This window comes from Acinetobacter lwoffii, from assembly GCF_024129855.1.
GTDB lineage: Bacteria > Pseudomonadota > Gammaproteobacteria > Pseudomonadales > Moraxellaceae > Acinetobacter > Acinetobacter lwoffii_L.
The window spans coordinates 1-18,594 of sequence record NZ_JAMXXC010000006.1 but is presented as its reverse complement, the minus strand read 5'-3'; the positions used below and the strand labels follow the sequence as shown (position 1 = coordinate 18,594).

Below are 18,594 nucleotides of genomic sequence, written 5' to 3'. Positions count from 1 at the left end.
CCTGATGAATTTTGCCGAATATACTGAGCATCAAGACTTACTGAGGGATCAACATGTCTTTGCATGCACTTTATGCACAAATTACCGAACAGGAATGGGTAGAGTTCCCACAGGGATGGTTACAGGGCCGTACCCTGTATGGCGGTCTGGCTGCCGCGATGATGATGCAGAAAGCCGCCACTCACATCAATGATCCGGCCAAGCATTTACTCAGTTGCAGTGTGACCTTTGTTGGCCCGATTCAGCAAGCCAAAGTACGACTGAGTGCCGAAACCCTGCGGCAGGGCAAGTCGGTGACCACGATTGAAGTGCGCTTATGGCAGGACGACGCGGTGCAAAGTATTCTGATTGCCAGTTTCGGTATTTCCCGTGATTCAGAGATTCAGGTACAGCAACAAGCTCAAGCACCTGACTATGCTGTGCCAGAGCAGCTGTTTCAGATTCCTGCGGGTTATGGCATGCCAGACTGTTATGACCATTTCGAAGTGGCTTGGGCGGATATCAATCTGCCTTGTAGTGCCAGTCCTCGTCCGGACTTTGGTGGCTGGTGCCGATTTCATCCTGAAAAGCATCACAACCGTGAATTTTTGGTCGCCGACCTGATGGCCATCTTTGATATCTGGCCACCCGGGGTGTTACCGATGTTTAAAAACATGGCACCTGCGAGTAGTCTGACCTGGACAGTGACCTATGTGCATCCGGTTCAACATCAATTGCATGATTGGTTTAAATATAAAGTATTTACCGACTATGCTGCGGATGGTTATGCGACGGAGCATGCCTATCTCTGGGATGCCGAAAATCGCCTGATTGCGATGGCAAGACAAACAGTGACGGTGTTTGCCTAGTGACACTGCAAGTCAATTCGTATAAAGTGAAGCCTATTAATGATGGATCAAACCTCTAAAAAAGTGTGCATTTTCATCGTACATGAGGGGAAAAATTGGCGGTGTCTATGACTACAGGTCGTATCCTGAATATTCCAAATATCTTGACCTTGGCGCGTATCGCTCTTATTCCGGTATTTTTATTGGTGGCTTACTGGCCACCTGCAATGGGCTTTGATGCCCATAACCCCGACATGACGCGGCATATTATTTTGACCACGATTTTTGTGGTGGCTGCGGTAACGGACTGGTTTGATGGCTATCTGGCACGTACATTAAACCAGACTTCCGCTTTTGGGCGGTTTCTCGATCCGGTTGCAGATAAATTGATGGTCGCAGCTGCACTGATTGTATTGGTGCAATGGCAGCCTTCCATGTCGATGGCTTTTGCTGCGATTGTAATTATTTCGCGTGAAATTACCGTTTCAGCCCTGCGTGAATGGATGGCAGAACTCGGTGCGCGGACCAATGTTGCGGTTTCAACAGTGGGTAAATACAAAACCGCTTTTCAGATGATCGCTATCACCGTATTCCTGCTGAACTGGCCACCGCTAGAAATGCTGGCGTATGCCTTGCTATACACCGCAGTGGTACTCACTTTATGGTCGATGTTCATTTATCTGAAAGCGGCTTGGCCATATCTGAAACAGCCTTAATCGAAATGAAAAGAGAAGCTCCTTGAAAGGGGGCTTTTTTTATGCGCTTAAATTATCAAGCCAATCGGCAAATTGCAGGCAAAAAAATACCCAGTCTTTGGGGGAAGAACTGGGATGAAATCGGGGTATTTGTTGCTTATTATTATAGTTATTCAAAGATATCTCATCTTCTTAGGGCTCATTATAGAGAGACAGTTTTTTTTAATCATGTGGCTTCTTGTAGCAGAATGTTGTGTTTTGTGAATACTCTGTATATTGCTTTTACAATCCATTATTTTGATACAAATCTAAATGTTTTTCAGTAGGATAGTGACTGACTCGATAGACGAAATAGGATAAGTGAAAATCTGTTTTTTGTGCCCTAAATATTGGTTAGTAAGATTTGCTAGATTTAGTCAAAAAATCCCTTGAGATAGGGGATAGATTTATGCCTACGCGGATTTCATCTTTGTCTCGTGTAACAAAAGAAAAGCAGGGCTTTAATGTGAAAAGCTTCTGTATGGGGAGCTCTTTACATTCAAAACTATGTGCTTAGCTGGTCTTGAGTAATGTTTAGAACAACACATAAAAAAGAATCTCCAAAGTTGGAGATTCTTTTAGATTAAAGTCTACGCGGACTTCGTCCTTGTCTTACGTAAAAAAGAAAAGCAGTGCTTTCTTTTTTACTCAGGCTTCAGCCCTTCGGCTTTTTCTAGGGATGCATCATTGTTAAAGAACTTTTCACGCTGTTCTTCAAGAAACTTTTTCGCATCTGCTTCAAACACGTTCAAACGCTTTTCATTAATTAGCGTAGTCTGGTGTTTTAGCCATTCTTGCCAAGCCTGTTTAGACACGGTGTCAAACAATTCCTGACCCTTTGGCCCCGGGAATGGAGCAAAGTCTAAACCTTCCATGTCCGCCTGATACTTACGGCAAAAAACTTGTCGAGACATATCCATACTCCAAAATTATGCGTAAAGTTGTTCCAAACGCGCATGTGCACGCTCAATGGCTGCTTTCACTTGAGCAGGCGCGGTGCCACCAATGTGATTACGGGCATTCACCGAAGCTTCAAGAGTTAGGGCTTTTTCAAATACGTCTGCTTGAATCAGGTCAGAGAACTGTTGCAGTTGTTCGAGTGTCAATTCAGACAGGTCTTTAGATTCTTGTACACCGAGTGCAACCGCTTTACCTACAATCTCGTGCGCATCACGGAATGCAACGCCGTTTTTCACCAGGTAATCAGCTAGGTCAGTCGCAGTTGAGAAACCACGCAGCGCTGCTTCGCGCATTTCAGCAATGTTTGGAACCAGTGCAGGAATCATGTCAGCAAATGCCATGAGTGAACCACGAACTGTATCGATCGCATCGAACAATGGCTCTTTATCTTCCTGATTGTCTTTGTTATAGGCTAGAGGTTGGCCTTTCATTAAAGTCAGCAGGCTCATCAAATCGCCATAGACACGGCCGGTTTTACCACGTACCAGTTCAGGCACATCCGGATTTTTCTTCTGCGGCATGATTGAAGAGCCAGTACAGAAGCGATCTGGAATATTCACGAATTTGAACTGTGCAGATGTCCATAGAATCAGTTCTTCAGACATACGTGATAAATGCATCATAATTAAAGATGCAGCGGCATTAAATTCAATCGCAAAGTCACGATCCGATACTGCATCCAGCGAGTTTTCAGCAACAGCTTCAAAACCTAGCAGTTCAGCAGTATAAGCACGGTCGATTGGATAAGTAGTACCTGCAAGTGCAGCAGAACCAAGCGGCATACGGTTGACACGCTTACGGCAATCAATCAGACGTTCTGAATCGCGTACCAGCATTTCAAACCAAGCCATGAGATGATGACCAAAAGTCACTGGCTGAGCGGTTTGCAAGTGGGTGAAGCCTGGCATGATGGTGTCGGTGTTTTTAGCCGCTAAGCTTAAAATACCTTTTTGTAATTTTTTCAGTAATTCTAGGATGCTATCGATTTCATCGCGTACATAAAGACGGATATCTGTAGCCACCTGGTCATTACGGCTACGACCGGTATGCAGTTTCTTGCCAGTAATGCCGATACGTTGAGTCAGGCGTGACTCAATGTTCATGTGGACATCTTCTAAATCAATGCGCCATTCAAAGTTGCCTGCTTCAATATCGGCTTGAATCGCTGTCAGACCTTCAATAATGTCATCGCGTTCTTGCGTGGTCAGTACGCCCACTTTTGCCAGCATGGTTGCATGGGCAATCGAGCCTGCAATATCTTGTTTATAAAAACGTTGGTCAAATTGAACAGATGCTGTAAATTCAGCAACAAAAGCATCAGTCGCTTCAGAGAAACGACCGCCCCACATACCCGAAGTCTGGGCGTGTGATGGATTAGAGGAATTAGAAGATGTGGTCATGTCGGCTCAATCAGATTAAAAGCAGTAGAACGAAAAAGAGTATAACAAATTCAAAGCCCATTGCCGAAGTCACATCTGCTCAATCTTTTACATCGATAAACGAACAGACGCAAAATTCCTATTTTTTTAGCCAGATCGGCAATCTACGCTATTTGCTGGAACTGTTTGCTGGCGGCAATATTCTGGCCATGATTCTGGCGCTTGCAGAAGCGCAATCCTGGCAGGCTTTGAATGGAATGCACCTGCTGCAATATATCCTGTATATCAACTGGGTACTGTTATGTTTTGCAGCACTGGTCGAGCTGTTCCATCAAGCCTTTCAACGTATGGGAATCAAACTGGCTTTGATTTCTGGATTTCTGCTGTTACAGGCAATTGTACTGCTCACTACGGTGAACCTGAATATCTTGATATATTTTGGACAGAATTTTAATTTTCAGGATTTAAACCTGGCGATTGCGCTGGATCGGGTCGGACTCCATTTAAGTCTGGGAATTTTGCTGGGAACTTTCTGTTTTCGCTATCTTTATTTGCGTGAGCAATGGGAGCAGCAGCAGCATAGTGAGTTGAATGCTAGGATTCAGGCCATGCAGGCACGGATTCAGCCGCATTTCCTGTTTAACAGCATGAACAGTGTGATCAGCCTGATCAGTATCAATCCGGATAAAGCCGAGCACATGCTGCTGAATTTGTCACGGTTATTTCGTGCCAGTTTTCAGGAATTAAAACTGGTCAGCCTGCAGGAGGAAATTGATCTGTGCCAGCGCTATCTGGAGATTGAGCAGATCCGTCTAGGTGAGCGTTTGCAGGTCGAATGGAATTTAGAAAACAAAGACTTATACTCACAAGTTCAAATTCCATTATTAACTTTACAACCCTTGCTAGAAAATAGTATTTTCCATGGAGTTGAAAAAATTCTTACAAAGAGTACCATAAGCATATTGGTTGAAATATTGCAAAATCAAATTAATATCATCATAACGAACCCTTATGCACAGGATAATAAAACTTTAAAAAAGGGACATGGTATTGCAATAGAAAATGTCAGACAGCGTCTGCAAGCTTATTATGGACCCAGTGTGACTTTTCAAACCTTTGCCGGCGAAGGGATGTTTACGACGGTAGTGCGATATCAATATAAATAAAAATAAATCAAAGAAATCGCAGTTAGCTTTATCATTCATCTGATGATGTTAACTGGGTAAGGAGGAGAAATGGACATCCTGATTTGTGATGATGAGCCTTTGGCCGTCGAGCGTTTATCACGTTTGGTCTCTCAACTGGGGCATGATGTGGTGGCGACAGCAAGCCATGGCCGTCAAGCGATTGATCTGGCTCACCAATACGAACCCGATGTCATCCTATTAGATATTCAAATGCCTGAAATGAATGGACTGGCTTGTGCGCAACATTTGCGTCAACTGGATCCAATGCCGGCTATTGTCTTTTGTACGGCCTATGACCAACATGCGCTGGATGCATTTAAATCAAATGCCGAAGGCTACTTGCTTAAACCGGTGATGCAACAGGAATTGGCACAGGTTTTAGAGCACTTAACTAAACTTACCCAAGCTCAAATGAGCCAACTAAAACAAAAAGAAAATATGGACGAAATCAATATCAGCCGCCAGCAGATCGCGGCAAAAACCTATCGTGGTGTCGAATTGGTGCCAGTTGAAAATATCTATTATTTTCTGGCGGATCAGAAATATGTCACTGTGCGTCATAAAAACGGCAGTGTATTGATTGATGAAACCTTAAAGGAGTTAGAGCAGGAGTTTGGGAACCAGTTTATCCGGATTCATCGTAATGCCTTGATCTCGGTGCATTATCTGGATGGTCTGGAAGTGGTGAGTTCTGGTCAGTATCAGGTACGTTGTCGTGAGCTGGACGATCGTTTGGCGGTTAGTCGGCGACATTTACCGTTTTTACGAGATCGGATTCAAAAGCTTTAGCAGGGGATGAATGAGAGCATTGAGTTGAAACTTGTATAAATTCACTTGCATTTTCAAGTGAGCAGGTTAAGTTTAGACTATTGTTCTCATTTACTGTTATTGAAATTTATGAAGACCCTAAAAATTGCAACTCGACAAAGTCCACTTGCGCTTTGGCAAGCGGAACACATCCGTGCGCGCCTACAAGATTTGCACGCTGGTTTGCAGGTCGAGTTAGTCACTTTTGTTACACAGGGCGATAAAATTCTAGATACACCACTGGCTAAAATTGGTGGAAAAGGACTGTTTGTAAAAGAATTAGAAGCCGCTTTACTGGATGGTCGTGCAGATCTGGCTGTGCATTCCATGAAAGATGTCCCGATGGCCTTGCCCGAAGGTCTGAGTCTGGCAGTGATCTGTGAACGTGAAGATCCCTTAGATGCCTTTGTGTCGAATACCTACACTAGTTTTGAAGAATTGCCACAAGGCGCCAAAGTCGGAACCTCAAGCTTGCGCCGTAAAACCCAGATTTTAAAACAGCGTCCAGATCTGGACATTATCGATTTACGCGGTAATGTCGGCACACGTTTATCTAAACTGGATGCAGGCCAGTATGATGCGATTATTCTGGCCAGTGCCGGTTTAAAACGCTTGGGTCTGGCAGAACGTATTCGTCATACTCTGACGCCTGAAGTCAGTCTGCCGGCCGTGGGTCAAGGGGCATTGGGACTGGAATGCCGTACTCATGATCAGACGGTGCTGGACTTGATTCAGCCACTCCTGCATGCGGATACAGATGCGTGTGTACGTGCCGAACGTGCCTTTAATGCCTATCTAGAAGGCGGATGTCAGGTGCCGATTGCTGGTTATGCCACGCTCAAAGAGGGTGTGATTTCAATCGAAGGTCGTGTGGGCAGTGTCGATGGAACAGTTTTGCTCCGGGCACAGCATACTGGCAAAATGGCAGCTGCGGAGCAATTGGGTGTAGAGCTGGCAAAAGACCTGCTTGATCAAGGTGCTGGCGAGTTGCTGAAAGTACTCTATTCACACTGATGTTATTGATTAATACTCGCCCCAGTGATCGTGCTACAGGCTTGACTCAACAGTTACAGGCAGCACAGGTGTCTGTTCTGGAATTGCCCTTGCTCGAACTGCATGCCATGCCTTATTCCGATGAGCTGTCGATTTTGTATCAGCAGCTGGAGCAGGCACAGATTATTGTGGTGGTCAGTCCGACGGCCGCTCAGATTGGCATGCAATATTTACAACAGGCGGGTATTAAGCTCTCGGCCTTGGCGCAGGTGCATTGGGTGTCAGTGGGAAAAGCCACTGAACAGGCACTGGCGAGCTATGGCATTCATAGTCATGTGCCTGAGGTCGAAACTTCGGAAGGCATGCTGCAATTGCCTGTGTTGAAGCAACTGGCTTCTGGTTCAGGTGTGGCTTTCTGGCGCGGAGAAGGTGGTCGTCAATTTATGATGGATCATTTACGTGCCAGCAATATTAAAGTTTTAAACTTTATTTTGTACCGGCGGCAATGTCCTAAAACGACGGCAACGATTTTGGCAGAGAATTTGGCGCTGCTTAAGACACAGCAGCGTTTTGCAGTGCTAATCACCAGTGAGGCAAGTTGGTTAAACTGGCTGATACTCTTGCAGAGGAATGCGGAGTTTATACAGCAAGCCTGTTATTTGGTTTTGGGGCCACGTTTGGCCAATATTCTTGGGGAATATCAACAGCAGCATCAGGCAAGTTTTCAATTCGTAAAAATCGATGATTTAGACGCAAATACGATCTTGCAGAAAATGGGGCTGATATTAGGGAACGCATGAAGAAACTATTCATTGTATTGTTCATCTTAAGTTTGTCATGGCTGGTCAAGCTCAGCTACGACCTTCATGTTCTGAATACAGCACAGACTGAATTTAATCAAAGCATTAATCAGTTACAGCAGCAAAATGCCAATCTCAATGATCAGTTTGTGGCTTTAAAACGCCAGATTTCTGCTCAGCAGGAAAGTGCTGGAGCTACTTCAGCGAAAGCGTCAGTAAATGAAGCGGCAACTGATGCAACGCAAAATGATATTGTCTTGGTGCAGCAACATCTGGATCTGATCGAATTTGCACTACAACAGCAACAATACGCCACTGCGATTGAGAAATTAACTCAGTTATCTAATGAGCTGGATGATTATATTTTAGCGCCTGCCTTGGTCAGCAGTTTGCAGCAAGTGATTGCAAAAGATCAGGACATGCTGAAAAAATTCGTGAACAGTCGATTAGTGCAGCAAAATAAAGTAAAAGAGATCCTGGTGCAGATGGATGCTGAAATTGAAAAAGAAATTCAGACACCACATCGTCAGCGTCCAGAAACTCAACGCTCTTTCTGGCAGCGCTGGATTCAGGTTGAATCCGCAGATCAGCCAAGCACAGTCTTGATGCAACGGCATCTGGTACTGAAAGAGGCCCAGTTGCGCTTGCTCATCGCACAAAATACCTTGCAAAAAGACCAATCTGTCGCTTTTCAGCAAGCACTGAATGCCGTGATTGAAGTTTTGGGACAATTGCCGGATGCGCAGAGCCAAAAATGGATTCAGCAATTGAATCAAATCAAGGCTACCCCGATTACTCCGATTCCATTATTAAACACACGCACCCTAGTGGGCTAATTGCTTATGAAACAGATTCTGCTGGCCTATTTATTTGTCTGCTTACTTGGCATTGCGGGGCTGAGTATCTTGAGTTATGGACATGGGGCTGGCTATGTCTATCTGTATTGGCGCGAGTGGCAGTTACAAACCACCCTCTGGTTTTTGGCCGCATCCTTGGTCAGTGTAAGTTTTCTGATGCATTGCATCTGGTATGCGATCAAGCAGTATCGCAGTCGTGAAAAGCGTAAAACTGAAACAGTCTTTAGTTTTTCCCGCTTGCACCCTTATGAACAATTGGCCGTGATCTGGTTATTAAACGCTGCGCAGGATCAGCGGGACTTTATTCAGCAGTCTTTTACTAAGTCGGGTTTACTTAAACATATTATTGATGCACGTTTATCTTGGGGGCAACAGCAATATACCCATGCATTAACTGCTTTAAATCAGTCCAATCCCATGGCATTTGAATTGGCAGAATTACAGCGGATTGAAATTTATTTATCACAACAGCAAGGTGAACAAGCACTTACCCATTTAGAGTTTTTAAATCAGCATGAATTATCACCTTGGTTAATACAGGTTAAAACCGCCTATGAGCAGCGTCTTGTTGCATTATGGGGAGTATTTGCCATGCAGTTTCCCTGGTTATATTTACGTTCGACCCAATATGGGCATTTGGACCAAGAAGTAAAAAAAACATGGCTGGAACAATTATTATTGGCCTATGATCAAGCCACACAGGACGATTTATTTTATTTACAGCAACGTTATTTAGATTTAAAACCTCAGATATTTGATCGTGACTATTCGGTCAAATTATTATGGTTGAAATTATTATTTAGAATGCCAGAAATGAGTGCCGAGCATGAAGTGCTTGCGATTCATTTAATGGAACAGCAATTTAATCAGGATGTCTTTTATTTGTGGTTCCAGCAACAGTTATTGCGGCAAAATCCAGATTATGATGCGATTGCACAACAGATTTCATACTGGGAAGCCAAATATCCAGCATTGCCGATTTTAAGCTTTGCGAAATGGCATGTGTTGCAAGCCACAGGCTATACAGATCAAGCTCAGCAACTACTTGACTTGTATCCGGATGATATCCGGATGAGTTATTTAAGAATTAAAGCTGCCTTACAAGATCGGGAGGACTTGCTACAGCAGTTAAATGCAGTATTTGAGTCGAATGTAAACTTTATAGAAATTAAAACTTGAGAATAATGATGTCAGAATTAAAACAATATCCAGTAGTGTATGAACAAACAGTGGCATGGGGTGACATGGATGCTTTTGGACATGTCAATAATGCCATGTACTACCGTTATGTCGAAAGTGCACGTCTGGCTTATCTGGGGATATTAGATATACATAATGAACCGGTATTTACGGTAGTGTCTTCCAATCAGTGCCGTTATTTAAAACCTGTGGTTTTTCCTGATCATTTAAAAGTGGCAGCACGTATTGAGGAAATTCGCAATAGTGCAGTTAGAATGCAATATCTATTATGGAGTGAAAAGCAGCAAAGTATTGTGGCTACTTCAGAAGCAGTTATTGTCTGTGTTGATAAAAAGACCATGCAGAAAACAGAAATTCCGGAACATATTCGCGAAAAAATCAAAGCACTTGAATTAACTGTTCAACATGAAATTTAAAAATGAATGAAGCATTTTATTTTGTAATTTTTTTTAAACTTTATTGTTATTGCTTTAAGGTTTTATATTGAATGTTTTATTTAATATAAATATGATGGGGCTATTATTTAACAAAACGAATAATATTATTTTTCGGAGAGCATTATGCCAGATATTACGCATTTATCAGTAGAAGAGTTAAAACGTTTACAAGCAGAAGCAGAGTCATTGATTGCTTCAAAAAAAGATCAAGAGATTGAAGATGCTTATCAGCAAATCCTGGCAGTTGCCGAGAAAGTTGGTATGACAGTTGAACAGTTACTTGAATTTGGTGCGTCTAAACGTAAGAAATCATCACGTAAGTCGGTTGAACCGCGTTACCGTAGCAAAAGCAATCCGGACGATACCTGGACTGGCCGTGGTAAACAGCCGCGCTGGTTGGTGGCTGAATTGGAAAAAGGCGCAAAGCTGGACGATTTCCTGATCTAAGCCTTCATTTGATCTGGTCATTAGGCTGTCATACAGACAGTCTATGATCATTAAACCAAGCATACCTGCTTGGTTTTTTTATATCTATGAATTGGCGTTGGCAGAAAAGTGTGCATAATGTGTGGGTATAAGGGGAAAATTATAAATGGGGATTTGGACTTGAGCGATTGGTCGTGGTGGGGATGAGCAGTAAACCGAAAACTTTAAGATGGTTGATCCTTGCTCTTGTTGCATTTTTTATTTTTGTCGTATTACAAGTGCCAGCAGCCTGGTTAATTTCAAAATTTTATAAAAATAACCAGACTTTGCATAATGTAAACGGAAATATCTGGCAGGGAAGTGCGGACTGGAAAAAAGGCAATCTTCGGGGCAGTCTGAACTGGAAAGTACGGCCGCTGGATTTGCTGTTGCTGCGAGTTGGAGCACATGTGGATTTGCATAGTGGCAATACCCAGCTTTCCGGGATCATGGCCTATGGTCTGAATAAATCTTTAATTGTCAAAAATCTTGAAGGGCAGGTCGCGCCTGAAACCTTAAAAAAAGTTGCAGACTGGCAATGGCCGAGTACTGCGATTCAGTTTAAAGATCTGGATTTTAAATATAAAAAAGATCAGGGCTTTAGTCAGGTGGCCGGGCAAATGCAATGGGTGGGTGGTGAGCTGATTTATACCTTTGCCCAGCGTCAGGAACGCATAAATGTACCCGCCATGACTGGACAACTCGCAGATGAAAGCGGACAGCTGTTAATTGGTGTTCGGGATAGTCGCGATCAACGTATGCTGAATATCAAGCTTGATCCGAGTCTGATGCTGGATATCCAGCTCACCCAACGCTTTTTAATGAATGCGCCTTCCTATGAAGGTAAAGCCGGATTAGATACCTATGTAATCAGTACCCGCCAACCCTTAATGGGAGGCTTGAACTGATGGCAGTTTCTCTGAATGATTTAAAAAATATTGAACTGAAACAGATCAATCGTGCTGCACCTGTGGTTTTGTTACTGCTCATCCTGTATCTATGCTGGAAGCTGGCGGCTTTGTTCTGGTTGCTGATTGCTCCACCACAAGCCATGCAGCTGGATCGGGTTGAACTGGGCTCGCAACAGGCACAAATTCCGAATATCAGTGCATTTTCACTGTTTCAGGAAGTTGGGCAGTCTGCGGGTGTGGTTGAAACGGCCAATATCATTTTACAAGGGGTGGTGGTTGCCAGTCCAAGTTATAACTCTTCTGCGGTACTGAAAATTAATGATCAGGTCGATCGTTACCGTGTCGGGGAAATGCTGGCCAATAGCGGTTTTGAGTTGGCTGAAGTGTATTGGGATCGGGTTATTTTACGTCGATCCACAGGTGCTACTCAGGAAGTCTTATTCAAAGGTCTGGAAAATGGCTTGAATCAGCCGATTGTGCCGGAAACATCCGTATCTTCAAGTTCAATGCCTGCTATGCCTTCTAACAGTGGTATGCCTGAGCAGCCTTCGCCACAGAATGAAATTGGTCGGGCCATCCAGCAGATGCAGGAAAACAAGGACCAGTATTTACAGAATATGGGGGTGAGTGCAGCAGATGGTAGTTATGAAGTGACTTCACGGACGCCGGCTGCACTGCGTAATCGCCTGGGTTTAAGACCGGGCGACCGGATTTTGTCTTTAAATGGCCAGACGCTGAGTCAGGGACAGACCGAAGCACAATTACTGGAACAGGCTCGACGTGAAGGTCAGGTCAAACTCGAAATAAAACGTGGTGATCAGGTGATGACCATACAACAAGATTTGAAGTGATGTGTCATCACGCATAGGGTTAGGAAACACGAAAGTTTATGGCTTTATTTAATAATAATCGATCAGCATGGGCATTCTGTGTGGCCGCACCGTTAATGGCTATAGTCAGTACGGCGAGTTATGCACAAACCTGGAAAATCAACCTTCGAGATGCTGACTTAACTGCATTCATTAATGAAGTGGCCGATATTACCGGCAAAAACTTTGCAGTCGATCCGCGGGTACGTGGCAACGTAACAGTCATTTCCAATAAAGCCCTGAATAAAAATGAAGTCTATGACCTGTTTTTAGGCGTACTGAATGTCAACGGTGTGGTGGCAATTCCTTCGGGGAATACCATCAAGCTGGTTCCGGACAGTAATGTCAAAAGCTCAGGCATTCCCTATGATGCCAGAAGTCGTGCCAGTGGTGACCAGATTGTGACTCGGGTGTTGTGGCTGGAAAATACTAATCCGAATGATCTAATTCCTGCATTACGTCCTTTAATGCCGCAGTTTGCCCATCTGGCGGCGGTGCCCGGGACGAATGCCTTAATTGTGTCGGATCGCGCCAGCAATATTTACCAGCTGGAAACTATTATTCGTAATCTGGATGGCACCGGTCAAAATGATATTGAAGCGGTGAGCTTGCAATCCAGTCAGGCCGAAGAAATGATTGGACTGATCGAGTCCATGACTGCCACTGGCGGAGCTAAAGATGTCCGCGGTTCGCGGGTGCGGGTGATTGCAGATACCCGTACCAACCGGATTATCATCAAAGGTGATCCCACGACGCGCAAACGGGTGCGTCAAGTGATCGAAACTCTGGATGTGCCGGCTGCGGATCGTTTGGGTGGTTTAAAAGTTTTTCGTCTGAAATATGCCAGCGCCAAAAATCTTGCGGAAATCTTGCAGGGGCTGGTAAGCGGGCAGGCGGTGAACAGTAATTCAAATTCAGGCAGCACATCCTCAAACTCGTCTTCGCTCAGTTCTGGCAGTAATTTAAATAACAACAATACGACTACCGGTTCGAGTAGTAACACCTCTTCAGGCATTCAGCTGAATACCGGCATGAATAATGAGCAGGGCGGAATTACCAGCTTTAATGGCAATGGCGTCAGTATTATTGCCGATACCACACAAAATTCTCTGGTGGTGAAAGCGGATCCGCAACTGATGCGGGAAATTGAATCAGCGATTGACCAGCTGGATATCCGCCGTCAACAGGTGCTGATCGAAGCCGCGATTATTGAAGTGGAAGGAACCGATGCGGATCAACTCGGTGTGCAATGGGCCTTGGGTGATATCAGCAGTGGGATTGGGCTGGTGAACTTCGATAATTTTGGGACTAGTCTGAAAAATATTGCGGCTGGTTATCTCACCGGTGGTGGTGCAGGTGCTGCAAGTGCCGTAGGCGCGGGCAGTTCACTGGTACTCGGTGATTATCGTGAAGGCAGTGATGGTTCCCGACGTCTGTATGGCGCGATGATTCAGGCACTTAAAGAAACCACTAAATCCAACCTGTTGTCTACGCCGTCGATCGTGACCATGGATAACGAAGAAGCCTATATTGTAGTGGGTGAAAACGTACCCTTTGTGACAGGCTCAGTATCTACAGGCGCTGCTGGAGTTGCTAATCCCTATACCACCATTGAACGTAAGGATGTCGGGGTCACTTTAAAGGTGGTTCCACATATTGGCGAAGATGGTACGGTACGCCTGGAAGTGGAACAGGAAGTTTCTGATGTCAAAGCCAGTAAAGGGCAGGCGCAGGATCTGGTTACCAGCAAGCGAGCGATCAAAACCTCAATTCTGGCCGAACATGGACAAACTATTGTGCTTGGCGGTCTGATTTCGGATAACACCAGTTATGGACGCCAAGCGGTGCCAGGTTTGGGTGCGATTCCAGGCTTGGGACGTTTATTCCGTTCAGAAGGTAAGTCCAATCAAAAACGTAACTTATTGATCTTTATCCATCCAACCATTGTGGGGGATAAAAATGCAGTGCGTAAACTGACCCAGCAACGTTATAGTCAGTTATATAGTCTGCAACTCGCACTCGATTCAGATGGGAACTTTGCCAAGCTGCCAGAAAGTGTTGAAGATGTATATCAGCAGCGAATTCCAGTATCCAGAACGCCATTACAAAACTCGACTTATCAAACTGTGCCGACCGCACCCGTTCAGGCGCAACCAGCCAATGTAGTCGTTACGCCGGTAGCGATAGAACCAGTGATTCAGCGACAAGTGGCACAACCTGTTCAGCAGGTGGAAAAAAGTAAAAATACCGTTACAACAACCACACTTAGACCCAAAAGCTAAGCCATTCGCATTTGCAGACAGCATGTTATGATAATGTCAAAGAGAACAGAGAAGTAACTTTCATGACTTGGAAAATACACGCGATTACAGGCGACTTAACAGGACAGGAAATTAGCATTGACCGTGACATGCTGGTGGGGCGTCATCAGGCGGCAGATATTGTTTTGCAGGCTGCGGAAATCTCCCGTAAGCATGCGGCATTTTTACTGAAGGATGATGCGCTCTGGGTGCAGGATTTGGGTTCATCGAATGGCACTTTCGTCAATGATGTGCAAATTGCGCAGGAAACCTTATTAAAGCAGGATGACATTGTTCAGTTTGCCAGTTTGAAATTTTCAGTACTGGCGCCTGCGGCTGCAGTAGAGGTTCCAGCAGAAATTGAAGCAACCGCAGAAAAAGTCGTGGAACAGGTCGAAGTCGCTGAGCCTACACCTGCACAGCAAATGAATGATCAGGGAATGCCGGAACTGAAACATCGTGATGCTACGGTACAATTAACCCGTGATGGCATGCCAACCAATGTCGGTATTCCAAAACCGGCACCTATTCCGGAAGGCGTGGACATTAATGCGGTAAAACCAGAGCCTACCCCAATTCCGGTTGAGCAGCCTGTATCACGTGTAGAACAGGAAAAAGAAACCCAGAAAAATGTATCTGTAGGTTTGATTTCAGTGATTGTGCTGATTATTTTGGCAATTATGGCTTGGTTGTTGTTCAAATAAGCTGATGATTGGTTACAATCAAGGCATGCATAGCGCATGCCTTTTTTGTGGCTGCGCACATTATAAAAGAGGGTCGGGATGTCTATTGCACAATTAGAAAAGCGTGAACTGATCTTGTTTGATCTGGATGGTACCTTGGTGGATTCAGCACATGATCTGTATCGCGCCATGAATATGAGCCTGAATGTGCTGCAATTGCCTCTGGTGACTGAAGAGCAGGTACGGACCTGGGTAGGTAAGGGCACGTCGATATTCTGTGAAAGTGTACTCCAGCATCTGGTGGGTGAAGTCACACCGGCACAGCATCAGGAACTCTTAACGACTTTTCTGGATATCTATAATGTCGATCCCTGCGTCGATACCGTTCCTTTTCCGGGAATCCTGAAATTTCTGGACTGGGCTAAAGCCCAAGGTAAAACCCTGATTTGTGTGACCAATAAGCCTGAACTTCCTGCCCGCAGCATTTTAGATACCTTGGATATGGCTCATTATTTTGCCGATACCATTGGTGGCGACCGTTTTACTGAACGTAAGCCGCACCCACGCCAGTTGTTGCACTGTGTCGAACATTATAAGGTGAGCAAAGAACAGGTCTTGCTCATTGGCGATTCTTCCAATGATGTTGAAGCCGCACGCCGCGCCGGGATTGATTGTGTTGTGGTCAGCTATGGCTATAATCATGGTGAAAATATTGCAGATTGTCAGCCGCAGCAGATTGTGGATGATCTTAGAGAATTACTTGCCTAATACGCATACTAAGGAAAGAAAATGAATAGTTGTAAGGTTTTTCGATGGCGTCGCTCAGTTCAATTCTATTTACATACTGAGTAACCCTAATTTAAAGAGAAAAACCGCATGACCACTCAAGCACAATTCCAGCAACTTGCTGCACAAGGCTATAATCTCATTCCTGTTTATCGTCAGCGTCTGGCAGATACCGATACACCACTTTCTATTTTTGCACGCCTTAAACAGCATCAGCAGGCTTATTTATTTGAATCCGTAGAAGGCGGAGAGAACTGGGCACGCTATTCGATTATTGGACTAGGTGAATCTACTGTATTTTCCTGCAATGCAGGCGAACTGACGGTACAGCATGCAGATGCTTCAATTGAAAAACAGCACTGTGCTGATCCATTTCAATATATCCGTGATTTTCAGGCGCAATTTAAGGTGCCTACCCAGGTAGAATTGCCGGACTTGCCGAGTTTTACTGGTGGATTAGTTGGTTACTTTGGTTACGACGCTGTGCGTTATATCGAGCCGAAGTTAAAAAATGTGCCTGAAGCAGATCCGGTTGGTTTACCCGATATCTGGCTGATGCTGTCTAAAACCGTCATCGTGTTTGATAATTTAAAAGATACCTTGTTCCTGATCGTACATGCTGATGCCACTGCTCCGGGTTCTTATGAAAAAGCACATGAACAATTAAATGAATTAGAAAATATTCTTGCCACGCCCATCAGTCTTAAAGCTGAAAAACATAGTCCGCCACATTTCGAGTCCCTCACCGGACATGACAACTTCATTGCTTCGGTGGAAAAGGTCAAAGAGTATATTCGTGCTGGAGATGTAATGCAGGTCGTACCCGGGCACCGGATGGTGTCTGACTTCGACGGTGACCCGCTACAGGTGTATCGTGCGCTGCGTCATCTCAATCCATCGCCGTATTTGTTCCTGGTGCAAGGGCAGACCTTGGAAAATAACACGCCATTCCATATTGTCGGTTCCTCTCCTGAAATTCTGTCCCGTCTGGAAAATGGTATTGCCACAGTTCGTCCATTAGCGGGAACCCGTCCACGTGGCAAAACCAAAGAAGAGGATCTGGCGCTTGAGGAAGACCTATTATCCGATGAAAAAGAAATTGCCGAACATGTCATGCTGATTGACTTGGGACGTAATGATGTAGGGCGTATCGCAAAAATTGGCAAAGTGCAGGTGACTGATCAAATGGTGATCGAACGTTATTCGCATGTGATGCATATTGTCTCCAATGTGCAGGGTGAAGTGCGTGATGATGTCGATGCTCTGGATGTTTTTAAAGCAACTTTCCCTGCTGGTACACTTTCAGGCGCGCCAAAAATCCGTGCCATGGAAATTATTGATGAAGTTGAGCCGGTAAAACGTGGAATTTTCGGTGGCGCTGTTGGTTATTTAGGCTGGCATGGCGAAATGGACATGTCGATTGCGATTCGTACCTGTGTCATTCGCGAAAATAAGGTCTATGTTCAGGCTGGAGCAGGGTTAGTTGCCGACTCAAATCCTGAATCTGAGTGGAATGAAACCCAAATAAAAGCTCGCGCAGTGATCAAAGCGGTTGAATTATCATCAAATGGTTTGATTTTATGAGTTTTTGACGTTTTTTTTGAAAAAAACACTTGCAAGGATTCTGAGTTTTGCTAAACTGCACACCGTTCCGATACGAAACGTACGAAACACTAAGAAACGCCGGCATAGCTCAGTTGGTAGAGCAACTGACTTGTAATCAGTAGGTCCACAGTTCGAATCCGTGTGCCGGCACCATCTTAGAAGTTTGGTGGTGTGAAGTAAAGAACAGCACTGATGTAAGTGTAAAAAATGGTGAGGTTCCCGAGCGGTCAAAGGGGGCGGACTGTAACTCCGCTACGAAAGTTTCGAAGGTTCGAATCCTTCCCTCACCACCAATTTTAAGACTTCAATAAGTGGTTTGTACCAACATCGTGCGGGAGTAGCTCAGTTGGTAGAGCGGTAGCCTTCCAAGCTACATGTCGCGAGTTCGACCCTCGTCTCCCGCTCCATTGAAGTACTAATATTTGCTCTTATAGCTCAGTGGTAGAGCACTCCCTTGGTAAGGGAGAGGTCTCGAGTTCAAATCTCGATAAGAGCTCCAGATTACAGTTTAGCAACTTTGTTGCAAAGAAATTCCAAAAGCAGGCTATTTAGTCTGCTTTTCAAGTATTTGGTGTTCGGTTTTTTTAAACGATATGTCGGAGCTGGGTTTTACTCAGAATTGTGTTCGACGTAAACGAGGAAGATTAACATGGCTAAGGCTAAGTTTGAACGTAATAAGCCACACGTTAACGTGGGCACAATCGGTCACGTTGACCATGGTAAAACAACTTTAACAGCTGCAATTGCAACTGTATGTGCGAAGAAATTCGGTGGCGAAGCGAAAGACTACGCTG

The 18,594-nt window shown here is 44.7% G+C and carries 19 protein-coding genes and 4 tRNA genes; 21 read left to right on the top strand and 2 right to left on the bottom strand.

Translation table 11 applies throughout. The features are described 5' to 3' along the window. Window positions 1–53: 53 nt before the first annotated feature. Together NI465_RS06870 and pgsA are read left to right on the top strand one after the other, a co-directional pair. Window positions 54–848, top strand: coding sequence for a thioesterase family protein (locus NI465_RS06870; protein ID WP_253144769.1), 795 nt, complete (start codon window positions 54–56; stop codon window positions 846–848). A 107-nt stretch (window positions 849–955) separates the two neighbouring features. After that, entirely contained in the window at window positions 956–1,543 is a 588-nt protein-coding gene (pgsA, locus tag NI465_RS06865) for a CDP-diacylglycerol--glycerol-3-phosphate 3-phosphatidyltransferase (RefSeq protein WP_016806864.1), read from the top strand. Between the two features lie 662 nt (window positions 1,544–2,205). Here pgsA and NI465_RS06860 read toward each other — a convergent pair. Continuing rightward, window positions 2,206–2,475, bottom strand: a complete 270-nt coding sequence (locus NI465_RS06860; protein WP_004278636.1) for an oxidative damage protection protein — start codon at window positions 2,473–2,475, stop codon at window positions 2,206–2,208. Between the two features lie 15 nt (window positions 2,476–2,490). Next, window positions 2,491–3,921 carry an argininosuccinate lyase gene (argH, locus tag NI465_RS06855; RefSeq protein WP_171501402.1) on the bottom strand — a complete coding sequence of 477 codons (1,431 nt, stop codon included), beginning with the start codon at window positions 3,919–3,921 and terminating at the stop codon, window positions 2,491–2,493. Between argH and NI465_RS06850 the strand changes: the two genes are divergently transcribed. The 19 genes from NI465_RS06850 to NI465_RS06760 form a co-directional block, all read left to right on the top strand. Continuing rightward, the gene (locus NI465_RS06850) at window positions 3,912–5,066 is read left to right on the top strand and encodes a sensor histidine kinase (protein ID WP_180087583.1); all 1,155 of its coding nucleotides are present in this window, start codon (window positions 3,912–3,914) and stop codon (window positions 5,064–5,066) included. The two genes, argH and NI465_RS06850, sit on opposite strands and share 10 nt — an antisense overlap. Before the next feature lie 69 nt (window positions 5,067–5,135). Beyond that, entirely contained in the window at window positions 5,136–5,876 is a 741-nt protein-coding gene (locus NI465_RS06845) for a LytR/AlgR family response regulator transcription factor (RefSeq protein ID WP_004278633.1), read from the top strand. A gap of 108 nt (window positions 5,877–5,984) precedes the next feature. Beyond that, a complete protein-coding gene (gene hemC / locus NI465_RS06840; RefSeq protein ID WP_180087584.1) occupies window positions 5,985–6,908 on the top strand; it encodes a hydroxymethylbilane synthase in 924 nt (307 codons plus the stop codon). Next, window positions 6,908–7,687 carry a uroporphyrinogen-III synthase gene (locus tag NI465_RS06835; protein ID WP_180087585.1) on the top strand — a complete coding sequence of 260 codons (780 nt, stop codon included), beginning with the start codon at window positions 6,908–6,910 and terminating at the stop codon, window positions 7,685–7,687. The genes hemC and NI465_RS06835 overlap by 1 nt, the downstream gene beginning before the upstream one ends. Next, on the top strand, window positions 7,684–8,523 hold the full coding sequence (locus tag NI465_RS06830; protein ID WP_253144767.1) for a hypothetical protein: 840 nt from the start codon (window positions 7,684–7,686) through the stop codon (window positions 8,521–8,523). The genes NI465_RS06835 and NI465_RS06830 overlap by 4 nt, the downstream gene beginning before the upstream one ends. Window positions 8,524–8,529: 6 nt before the next feature. Then, window positions 8,530–9,723: a heme biosynthesis protein HemY gene (locus NI465_RS06825; RefSeq protein ID WP_253144766.1), complete on the top strand. Its 1,194-nt coding sequence runs from the start codon at window positions 8,530–8,532 to the stop codon at window positions 9,721–9,723. Between the two features lie 8 nt (window positions 9,724–9,731). Next, window positions 9,732–10,160: an acyl-CoA thioesterase gene (locus NI465_RS06820; protein ID WP_253144765.1), complete on the top strand. Its 429-nt coding sequence runs from the start codon at window positions 9,732–9,734 to the stop codon at window positions 10,158–10,160. Between the two features lie 141 nt (window positions 10,161–10,301). Further along, a complete protein-coding gene (locus tag NI465_RS06815) occupies window positions 10,302–10,628 on the top strand; it encodes an H-NS histone family protein (RefSeq protein ID WP_026055760.1) in 327 nt (108 codons plus the stop codon). Window positions 10,629–10,810: 182 nt separating this feature from the next. Beyond that, complete coding sequence (gspN, locus tag NI465_RS06810) at window positions 10,811–11,554, top strand: type II secretion system protein N (RefSeq protein WP_253144763.1); 744 nt, start codon at window positions 10,811–10,813, stop codon at window positions 11,552–11,554. After that, the gene (locus tag NI465_RS06805) at window positions 11,554–12,408 is read left to right on the top strand and encodes a type II secretion system protein N (protein WP_168730652.1); all 855 of its coding nucleotides are present in this window, start codon (window positions 11,554–11,556) and stop codon (window positions 12,406–12,408) included. The genes gspN and NI465_RS06805 overlap by 1 nt, the downstream gene beginning before the upstream one ends. A gap of 38 nt (window positions 12,409–12,446) precedes the next feature. Continuing rightward, complete coding sequence (gene gspD, locus NI465_RS06800; protein WP_253144761.1) at window positions 12,447–14,708, top strand: type II secretion system secretin GspD; 2,262 nt, start codon at window positions 12,447–12,449, stop codon at window positions 14,706–14,708. Between the two features lie 62 nt (window positions 14,709–14,770). Further along, window positions 14,771–15,430, top strand: coding sequence for an FHA domain-containing protein (locus NI465_RS06795; protein ID WP_253144760.1), 660 nt, complete (start codon window positions 14,771–14,773; stop codon window positions 15,428–15,430). A 78-nt stretch (window positions 15,431–15,508) separates the two neighbouring features. Then, a complete protein-coding gene (locus NI465_RS06790) occupies window positions 15,509–16,177 on the top strand; it encodes a phosphoglycolate phosphatase (RefSeq protein WP_086044201.1) in 669 nt (222 codons plus the stop codon). A 108-nt stretch (window positions 16,178–16,285) separates the two neighbouring features. After that, on the top strand, window positions 16,286–17,779 hold the full coding sequence (gene trpE / locus NI465_RS06785) for an anthranilate synthase component I (RefSeq protein WP_253144757.1): 1,494 nt from the start codon (window positions 16,286–16,288) through the stop codon (window positions 17,777–17,779). A 98-nt stretch (window positions 17,780–17,877) separates the two neighbouring features. Continuing rightward, window positions 17,878–17,953 (top strand) — tRNA-Thr (locus tag NI465_RS06780). A gap of 56 nt (window positions 17,954–18,009) precedes the next feature. Next, window positions 18,010–18,093: transfer RNA gene (locus NI465_RS06775), tRNA-Tyr, on the top strand. A gap of 38 nt (window positions 18,094–18,131) precedes the next feature. Continuing rightward, a tRNA-Gly gene (locus tag NI465_RS06770) sits at window positions 18,132–18,207 on the top strand. 17 nt (window positions 18,208–18,224) lie between these two features. Further along, a tRNA-Thr gene (locus tag NI465_RS06765) sits at window positions 18,225–18,299 on the top strand. 150 nt (window positions 18,300–18,449) lie between these two features. After that, window positions 18,450–18,594, top strand: a 145-nt coding sequence (locus tag NI465_RS06760) for a GTP-binding protein (protein WP_248604099.1), incomplete at its 3' end; no start/stop codon positions are given.